Raw genomic sequence first — 16,328 nt, 5'->3', positions numbered from 1 at the left:
AAAATTGATGAGCCAAGATTGGCGCCCTTTAAGGCGCTACGAAGTATTAAACTGAAGAGTTTGATCATGGCTCAGATTGAACGCTGGCGGCAGGCTTAACACATGCAAGTCGAGCGGGGGAAGGTAGCTTGCTACCTAACCTAGCGGCGGACGGGTGAGTAATACTTAGGAATCTGCCTATTAGTGGGGGACAACATCTCGAAAGGGATGCTAATACCGCATACGCCCTACGGGGGAAAGCAGGGGATCTTCGGACCTTGCGCTAATAGATGAGCCTAAGTCGGATTAGCTAGTTGGTGGGGTAAAGGCCTACCAAGGCGACGATCTGTAGCGGGTCTGAGAGGATGATCCGCCACACTGGGACTGAGACACGGCCCAGACTCCTACGGGAGGCAGCAGTGGGGAATATTGGACAATGGGGGGAACCCTGATCCAGCCATGCCGCGTGTGTGAAGAAGGCCTTTTGGTTGTAAAGCACTTTAAGCGAGGAGGAGGCTACTTGGATTAATACTCTGAGATAGTGGACGTTACTCGCAGAATAAGCACCGGCTAACTCTGTGCCAGCAGCCGCGGTAATACAGAGGGTGCGAGCGTTAATCGGATTTACTGGGCGTAAAGCGTGCGTAGGTGGCCAATTAAGTCAAATGTGAAATCCCCGAGCTTAACTTGGGAATTGCATTCGATACTGGTTGGCTAGAGTATGGGAGAGGATGGTAGAATTCCAGGTGTAGCGGTGAAATGCGTAGAGATCTGGAGGAATACCGATGGCGAAGGCAGCCATCTGGCCTAATACTGACACTGAGGTACGAAAGCATGGGGAGCAAACAGGATTAGATACCCTGGTAGTCCATGCCGTAAACGATGTCTACTAGCCGTTGGGGCCTTTGAGGCTTTAGTGGCGCAGCTAACGCGATAAGTAGACCGCCTGGGGAGTACGGTCGCAAGACTAAAACTCAAATGAATTGACGGGGGCCCGCACAAGCGGTGGAGCATGTGGTTTAATTCGATGCAACGCGAAGAACCTTACCTGGTCTTGACATAGTAAGAACTTTCCAGAGATGGATTGGTGCCTTCGGGAGCTTACATACAGGTGCTGCATGGCTGTCGTCAGCTCGTGTCGTGAGATGTTGGGTTAAGTCCCGCAACGAGCGCAACCCTTTTCCTTATTTGCCAGCGGGTTAAGCCGGGAACTTTAAGGATACTGCCAGTGACAAACTGGAGGAAGGCGGGGACGACGTCAAGTCATCATGGCCCTTACGACCAGGGCTACACACGTGCTACAATGGTCGGTACAAAGGGTTGCTACCTAGCGATAGGATGCTAATCTCAAAAAGCCGATCGTAGTCCGGATTGGAGTCTGCAACTCGACTCCATGAAGTCGGAATCGCTAGTAATCGCGGATCAGAATGCCGCGGTGAATACGTTCCCGGGCCTTGTACACACCGCCCGTCACACCATGGGAGTTTGTTGCACCAGAAGTAGGTAGTCTAACCGTAAGGAGGACGCTTACCACGGTGTGGCCGATGACTGGGGTGAAGTCGTAACAAGGTAGCCGTAGGGGAACCTGCGGCTGGATCACCTCCTTAACGAAAGATTGACGATTGGTAAGAATCCACAACAAGTTGTTCTTCATGAAGATGTATCTGAGGGTCTGTAGCTCAGTTGGTTAGAGCACACGCTTGATAAGCGTGGGGTCACAAGTTCAAGTCTTGTCAGACCCACCATTCTGACTAACGCAGTATGAAAGTACTGAGGCGAACAGAGCGTAAAGATATATCGAATCTATAGATGATAAGCTGGGGACTTAGCTTAGTTGGTAGAGCGCCTGCTTTGCACGCAGGAGGTCAGGAGTTCGACTCTCCTAGTCTCCACCAGAGTTTCGAAATAACAAAGCAACGCTTTGTCGAAACGCAAGACAAGCAGCTACGCTGCGCGTAGTGTTTGATCATATAAGTACTGCTTTGCGCAGGCTTTAATCGAACGAAGTCGTAGATTATAGAATTTAATAAGAAGTTAGCGTAATATGCGCGTCTTGTTAACTTCTGTGATTTATCACAGTTGACCACGATCTGACGAAGACGTGGTGAATCATTAACAGAATATATTTGAGTTGAAATAATTTGTTCAAACTCATACAAAAGCGGAAACGAAGTAACGCAAGTTAAGTGAGTTTGAGAGAAATTAACTGAATCAAGCGTTTTGGTATATGAATCTAATTGAAGCTGTATAGTGCTTAAGTGCACAGACGCCAACTGTATGATTGACTAAGAAATTGGTTGATCTGTTGCTTATCCTGCTTGTAGGGATGAACGACTGTTTGGGGTTGTATAGTCAAGTAATTAAGTGCATGTGGTGGATGCCTTGGCAGTCAGAGGCGATGAAAGACGTAATAGCCTGCGATAAGCTTCGGGGAGGCGGCAAATATCCTGTGATCCGAAGATTTCTGAATGGGGAAACCCACCGATCAAAGGTCGGTATCGTATGATGAATACATAGTCATACGAGGCGAACGAGGGGAAGTGAAACATCTCAGTACCCTTAGGAAAAGAAATCAATTGAGATTCCCTCAGTAGCGGCGAGCGAAAGGGGAAAAGCCCATTAAGTCATATCAGCTTTAGTGGAACGCTCTGGGAAGTGCGACCATAGTAGGTGATAGTCCTGTACACGAAAGGGCTGATATGATGATGTCGAGTAGGGCGAGGCACGTGAAACCTTGTCTGAATATGGGGGGACCATCCTCCAAGGCTAAATACTCCTGACTGACCGATAGTGAACCAGTACCGTGAGGGAAAGGCGAAAAGAACCCCTGTGAGGGGAGTGAAATAGATCCTGAAACCGCATGCATACAAGCAGTGGGAGCCGACTTGTTCGGTGACTGCGTACCTTTTGTATAATGGGTCAGCGACTTACATTCAGTAGCAAGGTTAACCGCATAGGGGAGCCGTAGAGAAATCGAGTCTTAATAGGGCGTTTAGTTGCTGGGTGTAGACCCGAAACCAGGCGATCTATCCATGAGCAGGTTGAAGGTTGGGTAACACTAACTGGAGGACCGAACCCACTGTCGTTGAAAAGCCAGGGGATGACTTGTGGATAGGGGTGAAAGGCTAATCAAGCCTGGTGATAGCTGGTTCTCCCCGAAAGCTATTTAGGTAGCGCCTCGGACGAATACCATTGGGGGTAGAGCACTGTTTCGGCTAGGGGGTCATCCCGACTTACCAAACCGATGCAAACTCCGAATACCAATGAGTACTATCCGGGAGACAGACTGCGGGTGCTAACGTCCGTAGTCAAGAGGAAAACAATCCAGACCGCCAGCTAAGGCCCCAAAATCATAGTTAAGTGGGAAACGATGTGGGAAGGCATAGACAGCTAGGAGGTTGGCTTAGAAGCAGCCACCCTTTAAAGAAAGCGTAATAGCTCACTAGTCGAGTCGGCCTGCGCGGAAGATGTAACGGGGCTAAAACTATGTGCCGAAGCTGCGGATTTGCAATTTATTGCAAGTGGTAGGGGAGCGTTCTGTAAGCCGATGAAGGTGGATTGAGAAGTCTGCTGGAGGTATCAGAAGTGCGAATGCTGACGTGAGTAACGACAAAACGAGTGAAAAACTCGTTCGCTGAAAGACCAAGGGTTCCAGTCCAACGTTAATCGGGGCTGGGTGAGTCGACCCCTAAGGCGAGGCCGAAAGGCGTAGTCGATGGGAAATTGGTTAATATTCCAATACTTCTGTGTAATGCGATGAGAGGACGGAGAAGGTTAAGTCAGCCTGGCGATGGTTGTCCAGGTGAAAGGTTGTAGGCATGTATCTTAGGCAAATCCGGGGTACTCTATGCTGAGAACTGATAGCAAGCTAATTTATTAGCGAAGTGGCTGATACCATACTTCCAGGAAAAGTCTCTAAGCTTCAGTTACACAGGAATCGTACCCGAAACCGACACAGGTGGTCAGGTCGAGTAGACCAAAGCGCTTGAGAGAACTCTGCTGAAGGAACTAGGCAAAATGGTACCGTAACTTCGGGAGAAGGTACGCTGTCGACGGTGATTCCCCTTGCGGGATGAGCTATTGACAGCCACAGAAACCAGGCCCCTGCAACTGTTTATTAAAAACATAGCACTCTGCAAACACGAAAGTGGACGTATAGGGTGTGATGCCTGCCCGGTGCTGGAAGGTTAATTGATGGGGTTAGCGTAAGCGAAGCTCTTGATCGAAGCCCCAGTAAACGGCGGCCGTAACTATAACGGTCCTAAGGTAGCGAAATTCCTTGTCGGGTAAGTTCCGACCTGCACGAATGGCATAATGATGGGGGCGCTGTCTCCAGCAGAGACTCAGTGAAATCGAATTCGCCGTGAAGATGCGGTGTACCCGCGGCTAGACGGAAAGACCCCGTGAACCTTTACTGCAGCTTGACATTGAACTTTGATCTTACTTGTGTAGGATAGGTGGGAGGCTTTGAAGTCGCGACGCTAGTTGCGATGGAGCCAATCTTGAAATACCACCCTGGTAATATTGAGGTTCTAACTCTGCTCCATAATCTGGAGCGAGGACCATGTCTGGTGGGTAGTTTGACTGGGGCGGTCTCCTCCTAAAGAGTAACGGAGGAGTACGAAGGTGCGCTCAGCGTGGTCGGAAATCACGCGTAGAGTATAAAGGCAAAAGCGCGCTTAACTGCGAGACCCACAAGTCGAGCAGGTACGAAAGTAGGTCTTAGTGATCCGGTGGTTCTGTATGGAAGGGCCATCGCTCAACGGATAAAAGGTACTCTGGGGATAACAGGCTGATACCGCCCAAGAGTTCATATCGACGGCGGTGTTTGGCACCTCGATGTCGGCTCATCTCATCCTGGGGCTGAAGCAGGTCCCAAGGGTATGGCTGTTCGCCATTTAAAGAGGTACGCGAGCTGGGTTTAGAACGTCGTGAGACAGTTCGGTCCCTATCTACCGTGGGCGTTGGAAATTTGAGAGGATCTGCTCCTAGTACGAGAGGACCAGAGTGGACGAACCTCTGGTGTACCGGTTGTGACGCCAGTCGCATCGCCGGGTAGCTATGTTCGGAAGGGATAACCGCTGAAAGCATCTAAGCGGGAAGCCTACCTCAAGATAAGATTTCCCAAGGACTATATGTCCTCTAAAGAGCCGTTGAAGACTACAACGTTGATAGGTTGGATGTGGAAGCATAGTGATATGTGAAGCTGACCAATACTAATTACTCGTGAGGCTTGACTATACAACACCCAAACAGTTGTTGTATAAAGCTCGATTGATTCGAAATCAAACGATCAAACTTGATTTAGTTAGATAAAGCGCTAAACTGAACGAATTAAAGAAACTCAAGTATCTCTGTTAATCACTCATTTGGAAAAACACTTAGCATAAAGGTAAGACTAAGCGAGTATCCATAAACAGTTGTGCTGGCGACAATAGCAAGAGTGAACCACCTGATCCCTTCCCGAACTCAGAAGTGAAACCTCTTCGCGCTGATGGTAGTGTGGCGTTTGCCATGTGAGAGTAAGTCATCGCCAGCTCATTATTCGAAATCCCCCTCTACGAAAATGTAGAGGGGGATTTTTTTAGGCCTTTTTTTTATGGAATGTTTATGCGAATAATTGAGTGAAGTAGTTAGCATGAGATTTAGCGGGAGTATTTATTGTAATGTAAGTTCCATAAACTATAAATTTTTAATAATGGAATGAGAATTAGAATCCAGTATGATGATTAAGTTTTATTCTTTTTATGGATAAAATATTGATAATTTAAAATAATTTAATTTGGGGTTAAATCATGCTGGGAATTTTACTTTTCTTTTTACTTGTAATGTTGCTTATCTATTTTCCAGTTAAGATCGTTGCTGAAAAATTTGGTGCAGAAAGAACAAATTTTTTGAGTATCATTTGCGCCATCATTTTAAATGGGGTCATTCAAGCATTTTTGATTAAAAAACTTCAAAATGAGATGGTTGTTTTTATCGTGATGATATTCATTTCAGCATTGGTTTATCAGTTTATTCTCTCAATCGAAAATTTTAAAAAAAGCTTGTTGGTTTCCATTGTCAGTCAGGTCATTATCTTAATTTTATTATGTATCTTGCTTGTTATTGGTATTGGGTTTGCAAAAGTTTAGTGCAAAAAAAACTCATCTGCGGCTTTTGTAAGTTTAAATATATGCAAATATCAATTAAACCGTTCCAGTACTATTGCTGAAAGGATAATTGATATCTTGTATCTAGAAGCTGTTTGCCAATCTGGCATTGACCAAGCTAATCAATCTTAACCAATGGGTAAAGCTGGCTTTTAGACTGCTTTAAGCTGCCGTCTGGCATGTTTTAAAGCTGTACGTAAACCTTCTTCTAAGGTTGGATGATAAAATGGATTATCCAAGACTTCATCTACTGTTAACTTTTGCCCCACCATCCATGCCAGTAAATGTGCAAGATGTTCAGCAGATTGAATAAAAAGTTCGGCACCTAAGAGCTTTCTAGTTTTGATATCAACATAGACTTCAACACCACCCTGATTTTTACCATTGACTATTGCTCTACCTTGCTTTTCATAAGAGGCATAACCAGTGACAAAAGCTGTTTTTTGATGGGTTAAGCTTTTGAAATTCTGTCCTACGCCAGCCATTTCAGGTGAACTGAACATAATGCCTAAGGGTGTAAGTGTTTTAATATTTTTTAGTTTAGAAAAGTTTAAACAGTTTTGAACAGCTTGACGTCCTTCATGTGCAGCTTCGTGTTGAATGGGGGTTGATGTAAATGCATCACCGACAACAAAAATTGGGAGCTGTGCAAGTTGTTTAGTATGCGGGTCAATTGGAAGTTTTGTAATATCTGAAAATGAAGTATCAATATTCTGAAGTTTTAGGGTGTTTAATAAACTGTCACGACCTGTAGCGACTAATAGATAATCCGTGATTAATTGTTGAGATTGACCATGCTCAGTGAATTCAATTTTAACTTTATTTCGGTATTTTTGAACATGTTCAGGCAGAACTTTAAATTTGATATTCAATTCATTACTCAGTACTTCAATGGCATTTTTTTGCAATGTTGGACTGGTTAGAGAACCGACTTTTTCACTACGTGCAAAAACCGTTGTTTCAACGCCTAGACGGTGCATAGCTTGCGCTATTTCAATCGCAATCACGCCACTGCCGATTACCGCAAGTCGTTTAGGTAGTTCATTTAGTTCGAAGATTTGGTCAGATGTGATGAGTAGATCACCAAGTGATTCTTTCCATTCACGATTAAAACTTGGTGTAGAGCCTACTGCAACAATAAAACTTTTGGCTTGATATTTTTGATTTGCTACTTGAACTGTTTGGGCATCAATGAATTCAGCTTTACCAGAAATCTTATGCGATTTTTCCCAGCTATTTACATCTTTTAATGTGGCTTTGGTAAAACGGTCACGAAGGCTTTGCACATGTTGCATGACATGAGATGTGTCAATTTGAGCTTTTACAGTGAGTTCAACTTCATCTGCATGTTGAATATCATAAACACGATTGGCGGTGGAGATTAAGATTTTACTTGGCATACAACCGACCCGAGCACAGGTTGTGTCCCATGAGCCATCATTAATAATTAAAATATTTTGTGTTTTCTTAATCGCTTCTTTATAAGCTGCAATGCCTGCTGTTCCAGCACCGATAATAATAATATCGTACATAGATTTTGTTTCTTAGACTCATGATCTACTACTATATAAAAAATAACGCCGAAGTGAGCATTGCTTTGTAATGATTTATATACAATAAAAATTAAAGTTAAAATGAAAAAATGTGCGCATCTTCTTGTGTAGATTAAATTCTAACACATAAAAAAATGACGCTAAAAGCGTCATTTTTATTTATAGACCAGCACCGACGTTGACACCCACCGTTGGACGTACATTCATAGAGCTACAACTGGCCAATATAAAACTACAGATAAGAAGAACAATCAATTTATTCATTTAACAGACCCAATGATTTTGCTCGATTAAATAATACTGTTGAACGACTTCCAGATTTGCATACTAATAGTATAGGTTTCGGTAGACTGTTGTAATATTTCGCAAATTCTTGAGCATCACTGTCTGTAATTTGCCCCGAAGTGACAGGTTGGTAAATCAAACTGACATGCGATTGTTCGGCAATATTTCTAAGCTCATTGGCTGTAATAGTATTGCCTTGTTCATGATCTGGACGATTTACAATGACCGATTTGAAACCTTGATCAAGCAAGCTTTTAAATTTTTCAGTGGTCATTTGCCCTGTTACACTGACACGGTCATTCAGTGAGCGACTTAAGGTGTCAGTGTTACAAAATGCAAATGTTGAAGTCACGAATAAAACGCTACAAAGCAAACAACGAATAGCGCTTTTAGTCATCTAAAAGATCCATTTGTTTTGCAATTTGATAGAGATTGTTTGAACGATTACCTGTACGGCAAAACATTAAAACAGGTTTTGGAAGTTCATTGAAGTGATTGGCAAAAGCACGAACATCAACTTCAGTAATTTGACCCGCAACAACCGGTTGATAAACATAATCAATACCCAGAGCGCGTGCAGTTTCTTCAATTTGTGCGCTGGTTGGTTGGTCTGGACCACCTTCCATATCAGGACGGTTATTGATGACAGACTTAAAGCCTTTTTCTGCAACTTGAGTTAGTTGTTCAGGGGCAATTTGACCTGCAAAGCCAACATTATCACTCATTTTGCCACTCCCACGATCTGATAAAATGGATATGCTAATATCATAGCACTAAGCATCGTTTTGTGAGGTGAGCCAATCAGAATAAATTTTAAAAAATAATGAAAATTTCATGCAGGGAGTGCAATGAAATGAAAATGTATACCTATAGGGTTGAGCCGCTTTATGTTCAAAGTGGTGATGACACCATTGCTTGTGATTATTATCGTCCTCAGAATATCCATAAACCTGCTGTCATCATTATGGCACACGGATTTGCAGGTTTACGTCATTTTCAATTGATTCCTTATGCGCAAAAATTTGCTCAGGCAGGTTATGCAGTCATCCTTTTCGATTATCGGTGTTGGGGAGGGAGTACAGGTCAGCCACGTGAATTAGTTTCATTAGAATGGCAATTGGAAGATTGGCAAAAAGTCATCGCTTATGCTGCTCAGCAGAAAGATTTAGATGTTCACCATATTGTGCTCTGGGGCACAGGACTCAGTGGTGGTTATGTCTTAAAATTAGCGGCTGAAATTCGAAATATCTTTGCAGTCATCTCTCAAGTACCCTACTTAGATGGCGTTGAGAGCATGAAACTGTTCCCCATCAAGCAACTTCCCAAAGCACTAAAATTATCGAGCCAAGACTATATGGGCAGTAAAATTGGATTAAAACCGATTACTTTTCCAGTGGTTCATCCTTATGCACTGAGCTTCTTTCCCTGCAAAGATGGATATCAGGGATATATGTCAATTATTAATCCTGATTATTACTGGAGTGGGGAAGTACCCGCGCGTGCTTTTTTCCAATTGGCACGTTTTCGACCAATACAATATTGCACGGATTTACATAAACCAGTATTACTCATTGCGGCAAGACATGATCAGCTGACTCAGATCCATTTGTGCCGTGAGCTCGCAACCAATATGGCAACAAATACAGATTATATTGAATGGGATATGTCACATTTTGATATTTATCATGAACCATGGTTGCAAAAAGCAATTTCAACTCAATTAAAGTTTTTAGAACGTTATATTGGAGTGAGTTAAATGATTATTGTCTGCCCATCATGTCATGCGAAAAATCGTGTTCCTGAAGAAAAAATTGAATCTCAGCCCAGTTGTGGTCAATGTCATCAACCCTTAATTCCACTTGCTCCAATAGAATTGAATGAACAAAATTTTAGTACTTTCGTCACCCATAGTGATTTGCCGATTTTAATCGACTTATGGGCGGAATGGTGTGGTCCATGTAAAATGATGGCGCCACATTTTGCTGAAGTTGCGAAACATAATCCAAAGGTGATTTTTGCTAAAATTGATACTGAAGCAAATCCACGTTTAAGTAGTGCATTTAATGTACGCAGTATTCCCACTTTAGTTTTGATGAATAAAACCAACGAACTTGCTAGAATAAGCGGAGCTTTACGTGCTAATCAGTTGCAAGAATGGTTAGATCAACAATTAAATGCTCACAGCTAATGTCAAATTCCGGAGTTAATGTGTCAGATACTCATGTAAGCCCAGAAGGTACACTTTCCCTTCAAACCATTGCTATGCCTGCAGATACCAACTGGAGTGGTGATGTATTTGGTGGTTGGATTGTTTCACAAATGGATTTGGCTGGAGCAATTCACGCAGAGCGTTTCAGTAAGGGACGTTGTGCGACGATTTCAATTAACCAAATGACATTTTTAGTTCCCGTAAAAGTGGGTGATGTCATTACGTGTTACACCAAAATTTTAAAAGTGGGCAATACTTCAATTCAAATGCAAATTGAGGTTTGGGATAGTCATGATAGCTCACGCCCAGCAAAACGCGTAACAGAAGGGGTATTTACCTTTGTTGCCGTGGATGTGAAAGGTGGAAAGCGTCAAATTCCGGAAGATGTGAAGCAAAAATTTTTAGAATCACAATCGGCTTAAGGTCGCATAAAAATCCCAATAAATCATTGGGATTTTTTATTTATATTTGGGTTTTCTTAAAACATAGTATTGGTGTTGGCTGCTTTTTCAGGAACTTGTTGCTGAACATCCCAATGCTCAACAATTTTACCGTTTTCAACACGGAAAATATCGACCACTGCCACGCCAAGATCTTGTTCATTTTCAGTTGAATGTACGTGTAAAAAGACCAGATCTCCCTCAGCTACAGCACGTTTAATCACATTTTTAGCTTTTGGATTTTGTTTAAAATATCCTGTGAAGTAGTCAACAAAGGGTGCTTTACCATCTGGTACATGCGGATTATGTTGAATGTATTGATTGCCAATGTATAGGTCTGAATATTCTTTAACTTGATGCTTAATGAATACTCCTTCATAAAAATCTGTGACGATCTTTTTATTACGTTCAGCTGTTTGCTGTGCAGAAATAGCGTCTAGGGTGTTTCCAGTTACGGCAGCAGCCACTTGTTGTGGATGATTGCTACATCCAACACAGAAAAGGGACAAAGCGAGGGAAGACAGGACTAGCGTTTTTTGTAAAGAAATTATATTCATTGTTAGGCTCAATATTTTTTTAAGCTTATATTTTGAGCTGATTGAACATCATTTTCCACTATAAAAAAATGATTTTTTGTAAAAATTACACTTACTTATAGGTAAGTGTAATAGTATTCAAATACAGTTTATTGCGTGAATTTTAAGATTTATTCAGTGAACTTTTAGCCACCCAAGCCCAGAGCATTTGGCATTGAATGGGTGCTTCACCAGATTCATCTGTCACGATGACATTGACTAAGGTTTCACCTTTATCACTATGTTGCATGGCATTGATTTGTTCATCTGTCAGCGTAGCTGTAGCAGTCAACGCACCTTTGGATGGACGTTTAAAATCGACATGCAGGCTTTTGATGAGCACGATTGAGCTATCTGGGACATTCATGCCAGTTACAAAACCTGTTGCTGTTTCCGCAATAAGTGCCATTGCGCAGGCATGCACTTGACCGATGTGGTTTTGCATAGCTTTGTGGTTTTCGAGTTTGACTACAACTTTTGAATGGCTGACTTCCAAATAACGAATCTTGGCTGTACCCACCATAGGAACGACTCGACCAAACACTTTACTTAGTACAGTGCTTCGAATTCCTTTGGGAAATTTTGAAGTCGCTTTAACAAGTTTAGATAAACGGTTGGTCTGAGTCATATCAACATTCCTATGTTTGGTTTTATGTTTTATTCAAAAGAGATTAATCTTTGAAATTATTAAATTGTAGTGGGATACCAAATTGTTGTTCTTTTAAGAACGCCATAACTTGTTGTAATGTATCGCGCTTTTTATCAGTCACACGAATCTTATCACCCTGAATTGAAGATTGCACTTTGATGCCACTTTCTTTAATGGCTTTATTAATTTTTTTTGCGGTATCTGAGTCAAGACCATCTTTCAATTTAATCACTTGAATGACATTTTTTCCTGAAGCAGTCATTTTTTGTGGATCAAGTGCCTGAATATCAACTTTACGTTTGAAGAAATGATTTTCCAGCATGTTATAGACTTGCTCGCATTGGAAATCACTCTCAGTTGAGATTTTAATTTCTTTATTTTTTTCACTCAGTTCAATTTTGACGTCTTGACCACGGAAATCGAAACGCGTTGCAATCTCTTTTTCAGTGTTTTGAACTGCATGATTAACTTCAAAAATTTCTAATTCAGATACAATATCGAAAGAAGGCATAGTTTAGACCTTTACAAAGGGAAAGAATATCTGAGATGCTAGGGATGTTTTCTTCATTTGCCAAGTGTTGTTTACATCAAAGGAGTGCACAATGATCCGTAAACAAGAAATTACAACATTTGAGTTCCCAGAAAATGCTGTTATCTGGGATGTTCGTGATGCAAAAGCTTATGCTGAAGGGCATGTGAAAGGGGCCGTAAATAAGCCCATTGACGCATTAACCCCAGAAAGTTTGACTCAGGTGGCTTCGGATCAATCGATATACATCCTATGTGGTGGCGGAAGCAAAGCACCACGCGCGGCTGAAAAGCTCGATGGCTTTGATAGCTCCCGTGAGTACGTTGTTCTGATGGGGGGCACCCGTGCTGTTCGTGATGCAGGTATTGCATTAGAACAAAGTTAAATAAAAAGCGCCGAAAGGCGCTTTTTTGTAAATAAATATAAAAGAAATTTTAATCAGCACGCATTTAAGCTGTTTATCTGAGTATGGCTGATAACATTAGCTTCTAGGCAATGTCTTTTGATAATAAGGTTTTTTCTGTTTAACTTTTTTCTGAAAACGAGTCACGCTCAATTTTTTAAATAACGAGCTCGGAACTAGACACGCTTCCCCCAAAATTTCAGCCACTAAAATTTCACTACACAGTGGAGCAAATAAAAATCCTTTAGAGCCTAAACCTGCCAAGGTATATATTTGATCTTGGTGATTGAATCTACCCAACAATGGAAAATAATCCAAACTTTGAGCGCGAACTGAAGCACGTCCATGCCATTCATCAACTGGTGCTAATTTTTGTGCATAGTTTGGAAAGACACTGTGGATAAGATCATAGTTATGCACATGATCTTCAGCTAAGACATCATCATCATCACGATTTGGATAGAACGATGCACCTAAAATTAAATGATCATCATCCAATTGCATACAATATCCACCATAACTATAGGCTTGATCTGGTTTTAAGGGATTATTATGGTTGTTGAGCCAACTGACCTGTCCACGAATGGGTTTTAATTTTGGGTAATCTGAAAAAAATTGTCCGCTGTTGATGGCCGTGCAGACAATGACATGATCGGCTTGATCAATTTCATTTTTATCTTGAAAGAGTTTTACTCGATCACCGTATTGCAAGACATTTGAAATCTGAGCGTGTTGAAACGTGATAAGCGGATGTTGAAGGATTTGATCTTTAAGTTGATGTGGAGAGACAGCACCAGCTTGAGTCAATGTTAAGCTCTCAAATTGAGTTTCAACACGACTTTGTGACGCTGATCGAGCTGCTAAAATTCCTTCAGGATATTGTTCTGCAAGCTGGAGTAGCTCATCCGCATTTTTGAGTGCCAGTTGATTGACTTCAATCGCGCGAAAAGCCTCAAATTTTTGATAATGTCGTAGTGCATGTTGCCATGCCAAAGTCATCAAATGTTCAGACGCTTGTTCAATTGGGCAGAGTTTTGGATTTAATAATGCCAAAGGATTGCCAGATGCCCCTGCTAGAGGCGCTGATTGGTCATAAATGCGCACTTGATGCCCACGTTGAGCAAACGCCCAGGCACATGATAAACCTGCTATTCCTGCGCCAATAATGGCGATTTGACGTGCTTGAGTGAGTTTAGCGATTTGAGCATTTTTTTTTTCAGCCGAATGTTCGACATCTAAACTGGGATTTAATGCTTTAGATACTTCGGGTGCCTGCCAAATGCCCTTAAGCATTTCACGTTTATGTCCAAAACCACGTGGACGGGAAATACTGACACCATGTTGTTTCAAGCCTCGTTTTAAAACACCCGCAACACTAAATGAAGCGAAAGTCGTTCCATAATCCGATAAGCGAATAATATGATTTAAAACATGCGCTTCCCACATGTCTGGATTACAAGATGGAGCAAAACCATCGAGAAACCATGCATTGACGGTGTGGGTTTTGACCATTTCAGGGAACATATCATGCGCATCACCTAACCATAGGTCAATGCTAAAGCGCTCTTCAGGAAATGATAAACGATGACAGCCTGCAATCGGGAGCGGGTATTTTTCGATGAGTTGGTCTGCCAATGGCTTAAGTTCAGGCCAAGCATTCAAAGCACGAACTAAATCTGACTTTTTCAGCGGAAATTTTTCCACAGAAATGGCATGCAAATGACTGTGATTGTTTGGTCGAATCTGTTGCCAAAGTTGCCATAAAGTTAGGATATTGAGTCCTGTTCCAAAACCTGTCTCTCCAACACTGAAATATTCAAAATCTGATAAATCGGCTAAGCGAGAGGGTAAGTCATTGCCATCAATAAAAACATGGCGTGTTTCGAGTAGACCATTGTCTTTTGAAAAATAGACATCCCCAAACGCTTTTGAAACAGGAATTTCAATTCCATCAATACACTGCCAATTTAAATCGGCAGTTTGTATGGCTTTAGACAAAACAATTAACCTTTAAAACATGCAAGAAATTTGAGTCATTACCATTGGCGACGACGTTTGGTGTAGATATAACTTGCCATTAAGAATCCACAGAAAATCCCCACTGCAATAGTTGCAGCCCCGTAAATAAACATCTGTGCGCTACGTTCACTTTGTAAAACTTCAATTTGTACCCCCAAATTGTCATTTTTCAATTGTAATTCTTGATTTTGTGACAATGCGTCTAAATTGGCTTTTTCAAGTTCTTGTAATCGAGTGGCTTGATCTTTGACCAATGCTTTAACTTTTGCATCATTGAGCGCTTTTTGCTTGGCAATTTGCTCAGCTGTGAGTGGTTTATTCTCAGTATCTGTTGTCGTCGGAGCAGCATTTGCATTTGGAATTGCAGTGCTTGTATTCGCAGTAGCAGCAACTTTAACTACTTGCGCTGTTTGATTGGCTACGGTTTTAATGACTTGAGTGGTTTGATTAATCACAGCAGTGGTTGAATGTTCTGTTCCAGACAAAGGAACGGCTGTGCTTGATTGTTCAACAGCCCAAGCTGTTGAACAAAGCAATGGTATACAACACAATGTTCGAATAACAATTCGCATCTTACTTTCCATGTGGTAGTGCTTTGTTAAATGGTTTGACATCAATGCTGGCGTAAATGCCTTCTTTTAAAAATGGTTCTTCTGCAATCCATGCATCTAATTCTTCACGTGTATCAAAGTCAAGAATAAGGGTGCTACCATAAAAACCAGCTTGTGGATTTTCACGATCTTTAGGCATTGCACCAGCCACAATGACTCGACCTTCAGCATCGAGTTTTTCTAAACGTGCCAGATGTTGAGGACGTACAGTAAGGCGTTTTTCTAAAGTACCTTCATGGTCGGTACAGGTAATTACAAATAAAGGCATGATTTGATCTCAATTGATTAAGAATGCACATTATTCTTCTGCAGATTTAAAGTGCTTTCGTAAGCAAAATAATATAACAGCAAGGTAAGTAAGCGATACGATAATATCGCCAAATGCGGTAAATTCTCCCCAATATTTACCTTGCATATATAAAAAGCCGAAGAAGTAATGCAATGCGGCCAATAAAAAGAACTGCCCACACCATGCCCAATTCAAACGAATCCATCCTTTAGGGCTTAAGTCCAACATCGAACCCAGCATTTTTTGAATAATGGGTAAGCGTTCTTTGTTGAAATATGGCGTGATTAAAAAACCTAGGCCAATTCCTACATTTAAAATCACTGCTTTAAGCTTAATATAGGTTACATCACTAAAAATAAGCGTTATTCCACCAAAAATCAAAGACATAATGACAATAAACCATTGCATTTTTTCCAGTCTAAATTTTTGTGCAAAGAATAAACAACCATAGACAACCAATGTCGAAATCAATAACGCACAGGTGGCAACAAGAATATGGTTTTGATCGGTATTGCCAGAGCTTCCGATTAATTCAAGCAATGGATGATGATTATTTTTTGGATCTGTCGTTTTATAAAAATAAAAGAAGATAATAATTGGTAGGTAGTCAAATAGCGCTTTCATGCTACAGTACG

15 protein-coding genes, 2 tRNA genes and 3 rRNA genes are annotated in these 16,328 nt (G+C 41.6%); 10 read left to right on the top strand and 10 right to left on the bottom strand.

Going from position 1 to position 16,328, the window contains the following annotated elements; all coding sequences use genetic code 11:
• Window positions 1–48: 48 nt before the first annotated feature.
• The 6 genes from G8E00_RS13765 to G8E00_RS13740 all read left to right on the top strand — a co-directional run bounded on the left by G8E00_RS13765 (window position 49) and on the right by G8E00_RS13740 (window position 6,113).
• Window positions 49–1,586, top strand: a 16S ribosomal RNA gene (locus G8E00_RS13765).
• A 61-nt stretch (window positions 1,587–1,647) separates the two neighbouring features.
• Window positions 1,648–1,724, top strand: a tRNA-Ile gene (locus G8E00_RS13760).
• 74 nt (window positions 1,725–1,798) lie between these two features.
• A tRNA-Ala gene (locus G8E00_RS13755) sits at window positions 1,799–1,874 on the top strand.
• Between the two features lie 455 nt (window positions 1,875–2,329).
• A 23S ribosomal RNA gene (locus G8E00_RS13750) occupies window positions 2,330–5,220 on the top strand.
• Window positions 5,221–5,403: 183 nt separating this feature from the next.
• A 5S ribosomal RNA gene (rrf, locus tag G8E00_RS13745) occupies window positions 5,404–5,518 on the top strand.
• Together the 16S, 23S and 5S rRNA genes with 2 tRNA genes alongside form the textbook arrangement of a ribosomal RNA operon.
• A 256-nt stretch (window positions 5,519–5,774) precedes the next feature.
• Entirely contained in the window at window positions 5,775–6,113 is a 339-nt protein-coding gene (locus tag G8E00_RS13740; protein ID WP_166225475.1) for a hypothetical protein, read from the top strand.
• Window positions 6,114–6,283: 170 nt separating this feature from the next.
• Here the strand turns inward: G8E00_RS13740 and G8E00_RS13735 are convergent, their stop codons facing one another.
• The 3 genes from G8E00_RS13735 to G8E00_RS13725 all read right to left on the bottom strand — a co-directional run bounded on the left by G8E00_RS13735 (window position 6,284) and on the right by G8E00_RS13725 (window position 8,694).
• Entirely contained in the window at window positions 6,284–7,663 is a 1,380-nt protein-coding gene (locus tag G8E00_RS13735; RefSeq protein WP_166225472.1) for a dihydrolipoyl dehydrogenase, read from the bottom strand.
• A gap of 277 nt (window positions 7,664–7,940) precedes the next feature.
• The gene (locus G8E00_RS13730) at window positions 7,941–8,366 is read right to left on the bottom strand and encodes a beta-lactamase hydrolase domain-containing protein (RefSeq protein ID WP_166225469.1); all 426 of its coding nucleotides are present in this window, start codon (window positions 8,364–8,366) and stop codon (window positions 7,941–7,943) included.
• Complete coding sequence (locus tag G8E00_RS13725) at window positions 8,359–8,694, bottom strand: TIGR01244 family sulfur transferase (RefSeq protein WP_166225466.1); 336 nt, start codon at window positions 8,692–8,694, stop codon at window positions 8,359–8,361. Before G8E00_RS13725 ends, G8E00_RS13730 begins: the two co-directional genes overlap by 8 nt.
• 134 nt (window positions 8,695–8,828) lie before the next feature.
• On the opposite strand from G8E00_RS13725, the gene G8E00_RS13720 reads away from it, so the two are divergent.
• Genes G8E00_RS13720 through G8E00_RS13710 form a run of 3 tightly spaced genes read left to right on the top strand, consistent with a single transcriptional unit; the run spans window position 8,829 to window position 10,600 of the window.
• Window positions 8,829–9,725, top strand: coding sequence for an alpha/beta hydrolase (locus G8E00_RS13720; protein ID WP_166012193.1), 897 nt, complete (start codon window positions 8,829–8,831; stop codon window positions 9,723–9,725).
• Window positions 9,726–10,157: a thioredoxin TrxC gene (gene trxC, locus G8E00_RS13715; RefSeq protein WP_166012182.1), complete on the top strand. Its 432-nt coding sequence runs from the start codon at window positions 9,726–9,728 to the stop codon at window positions 10,155–10,157.
• Entirely contained in the window at window positions 10,157–10,600 is a 444-nt protein-coding gene (locus G8E00_RS13710; RefSeq protein ID WP_171522293.1) for an acyl-CoA thioesterase, read from the top strand. The genes trxC and G8E00_RS13710 overlap by 1 nt, the downstream gene beginning before the upstream one ends.
• Window positions 10,601–10,656: 56 nt before the next feature.
• On the opposite strand, the gene G8E00_RS13705 is transcribed toward G8E00_RS13710, so the two are convergent.
• The 3 genes from G8E00_RS13705 to G8E00_RS13695 all read right to left on the bottom strand — a co-directional run bounded on the left by G8E00_RS13705 (window position 10,657) and on the right by G8E00_RS13695 (window position 12,353).
• A complete protein-coding gene (locus G8E00_RS13705) occupies window positions 10,657–11,175 on the bottom strand; it encodes a nuclear transport factor 2 family protein (protein ID WP_166225463.1) in 519 nt (172 codons plus the stop codon).
• Between the two features lie 142 nt (window positions 11,176–11,317).
• Entirely contained in the window at window positions 11,318–11,821 is a 504-nt protein-coding gene (locus G8E00_RS13700; RefSeq protein ID WP_166225460.1) for a DUF4442 domain-containing protein, read from the bottom strand.
• 43 nt (window positions 11,822–11,864) lie between these two features.
• Complete coding sequence (locus G8E00_RS13695; protein ID WP_166012178.1) at window positions 11,865–12,353, bottom strand: YajQ family cyclic di-GMP-binding protein; 489 nt, start codon at window positions 12,351–12,353, stop codon at window positions 11,865–11,867.
• A 91-nt stretch (window positions 12,354–12,444) separates the two neighbouring features.
• On the opposite strand from G8E00_RS13695, the gene G8E00_RS13690 reads away from it, so the two are divergent.
• A complete protein-coding gene (locus tag G8E00_RS13690; RefSeq protein ID WP_166012177.1) occupies window positions 12,445–12,756 on the top strand; it encodes a rhodanese-like domain-containing protein in 312 nt (103 codons plus the stop codon).
• Between the two features lie 96 nt (window positions 12,757–12,852).
• Here the strand turns inward: G8E00_RS13690 and mnmC are convergent, their stop codons facing one another.
• The 4 genes from mnmC to G8E00_RS13670 are packed head-to-tail and all read right to left on the bottom strand — an operon-like array spanning window position 12,853 to window position 16,317.
• Window positions 12,853–14,772: an FAD-dependent 5-carboxymethylaminomethyl-2-thiouridine(34) oxidoreductase MnmC gene (gene mnmC / locus G8E00_RS13685; RefSeq protein WP_166225457.1), complete on the bottom strand. Its 1,920-nt coding sequence runs from the start codon at window positions 14,770–14,772 to the stop codon at window positions 12,853–12,855.
• 38 nt (window positions 14,773–14,810) lie between these two features.
• Window positions 14,811–15,365 carry a hypothetical protein gene (locus G8E00_RS13680; protein WP_166012175.1) on the bottom strand — a complete coding sequence of 185 codons (555 nt, stop codon included), beginning with the start codon at window positions 15,363–15,365 and terminating at the stop codon, window positions 14,811–14,813.
• 1 nt (window position 15,366) lies between these two features.
• Window positions 15,367–15,672 carry a YciI family protein gene (locus tag G8E00_RS13675; RefSeq protein WP_166012174.1) on the bottom strand — a complete coding sequence of 102 codons (306 nt, stop codon included), beginning with the start codon at window positions 15,670–15,672 and terminating at the stop codon, window positions 15,367–15,369.
• Window positions 15,673–15,702: 30 nt separating this feature from the next.
• Window positions 15,703–16,317 (bottom strand): inner membrane-spanning protein YciB, encoded by a 615-nt coding sequence (locus tag G8E00_RS13670; RefSeq protein ID WP_166012173.1) that lies wholly within the window; start codon window positions 16,315–16,317, stop codon window positions 15,703–15,705.
• Window positions 16,318–16,328: the final 11 nt, after the last annotated feature.

Source organism: Acinetobacter shaoyimingii (assembly GCF_011578045.1).
Classification (GTDB): Bacteria; Pseudomonadota; Gammaproteobacteria; order Pseudomonadales; family Moraxellaceae; genus Acinetobacter; species Acinetobacter shaoyimingii.
The sequence above is the reverse complement of the archived record's forward strand: the minus strand, read 5'-3'. Positions and strand labels throughout refer to the sequence as shown.

Excerpts from the sequence above, each read along its gene's own strand:
- G8E00_RS13700 (WP_166225460.1), bottom strand. The coding sequence starts at position 11,821 with ATGACTCAGACCAACCGTTTATCTAAACTTGTTAAAGCGACTTCAAAA.
- G8E00_RS13690 (WP_166012177.1), top strand. The coding sequence starts at position 12,445 with ATGATCCGTAAACAAGAAATTACAACATTTGAGTTCCCAGAAAATGCT.
- G8E00_RS13735 (WP_166225472.1), bottom strand. The coding sequence starts at position 7,663 with ATGTACGATATTATTATTATCGGTGCTGGAACAGCAGGCATTGCAGCT.
- G8E00_RS13710 (WP_171522293.1), top strand. The coding sequence starts at position 10,157 with ATGTCAAATTCCGGAGTTAATGTGTCAGATACTCATGTAAGCCCAGAA.
- G8E00_RS13680 (WP_166012175.1), bottom strand. The coding sequence starts at position 15,365 with ATGCGAATTGTTATTCGAACATTGTGTTGTATACCATTGCTTTGTTCA.
- G8E00_RS13695 (WP_166012178.1), bottom strand. The coding sequence starts at position 12,353 with ATGCCTTCTTTCGATATTGTATCTGAATTAGAAATTTTTGAAGTTAAT.
- G8E00_RS13670 (WP_166012173.1), bottom strand. The coding sequence starts at position 16,317 with ATGAAAGCGCTATTTGACTACCTACCAATTATTATCTTCTTTTATTTT.
- G8E00_RS13705 (WP_166225463.1), bottom strand. The coding sequence starts at position 11,175 with ATGAATATAATTTCTTTACAAAAAACGCTAGTCCTGTCTTCCCTCGCT.
- G8E00_RS13675 (WP_166012174.1), bottom strand. The coding sequence starts at position 15,672 with ATGCCTTTATTTGTAATTACCTGTACCGACCATGAAGGTACTTTAGAA.
- G8E00_RS13730 (WP_166225469.1), bottom strand. The coding sequence starts at position 8,366 with ATGACTAAAAGCGCTATTCGTTGTTTGCTTTGTAGCGTTTTATTCGTG.
- G8E00_RS13720 (WP_166012193.1), top strand. The coding sequence starts at position 8,829 with ATGTATACCTATAGGGTTGAGCCGCTTTATGTTCAAAGTGGTGATGAC.
- G8E00_RS13740 (WP_166225475.1), top strand. The coding sequence starts at position 5,775 with ATGCTGGGAATTTTACTTTTCTTTTTACTTGTAATGTTGCTTATCTAT.
- trxC (WP_166012182.1), top strand. The coding sequence starts at position 9,726 with ATGATTATTGTCTGCCCATCATGTCATGCGAAAAATCGTGTTCCTGAA.
- G8E00_RS13725 (WP_166225466.1), bottom strand. The coding sequence starts at position 8,694 with ATGAGTGATAATGTTGGCTTTGCAGGTCAAATTGCCCCTGAACAACTA.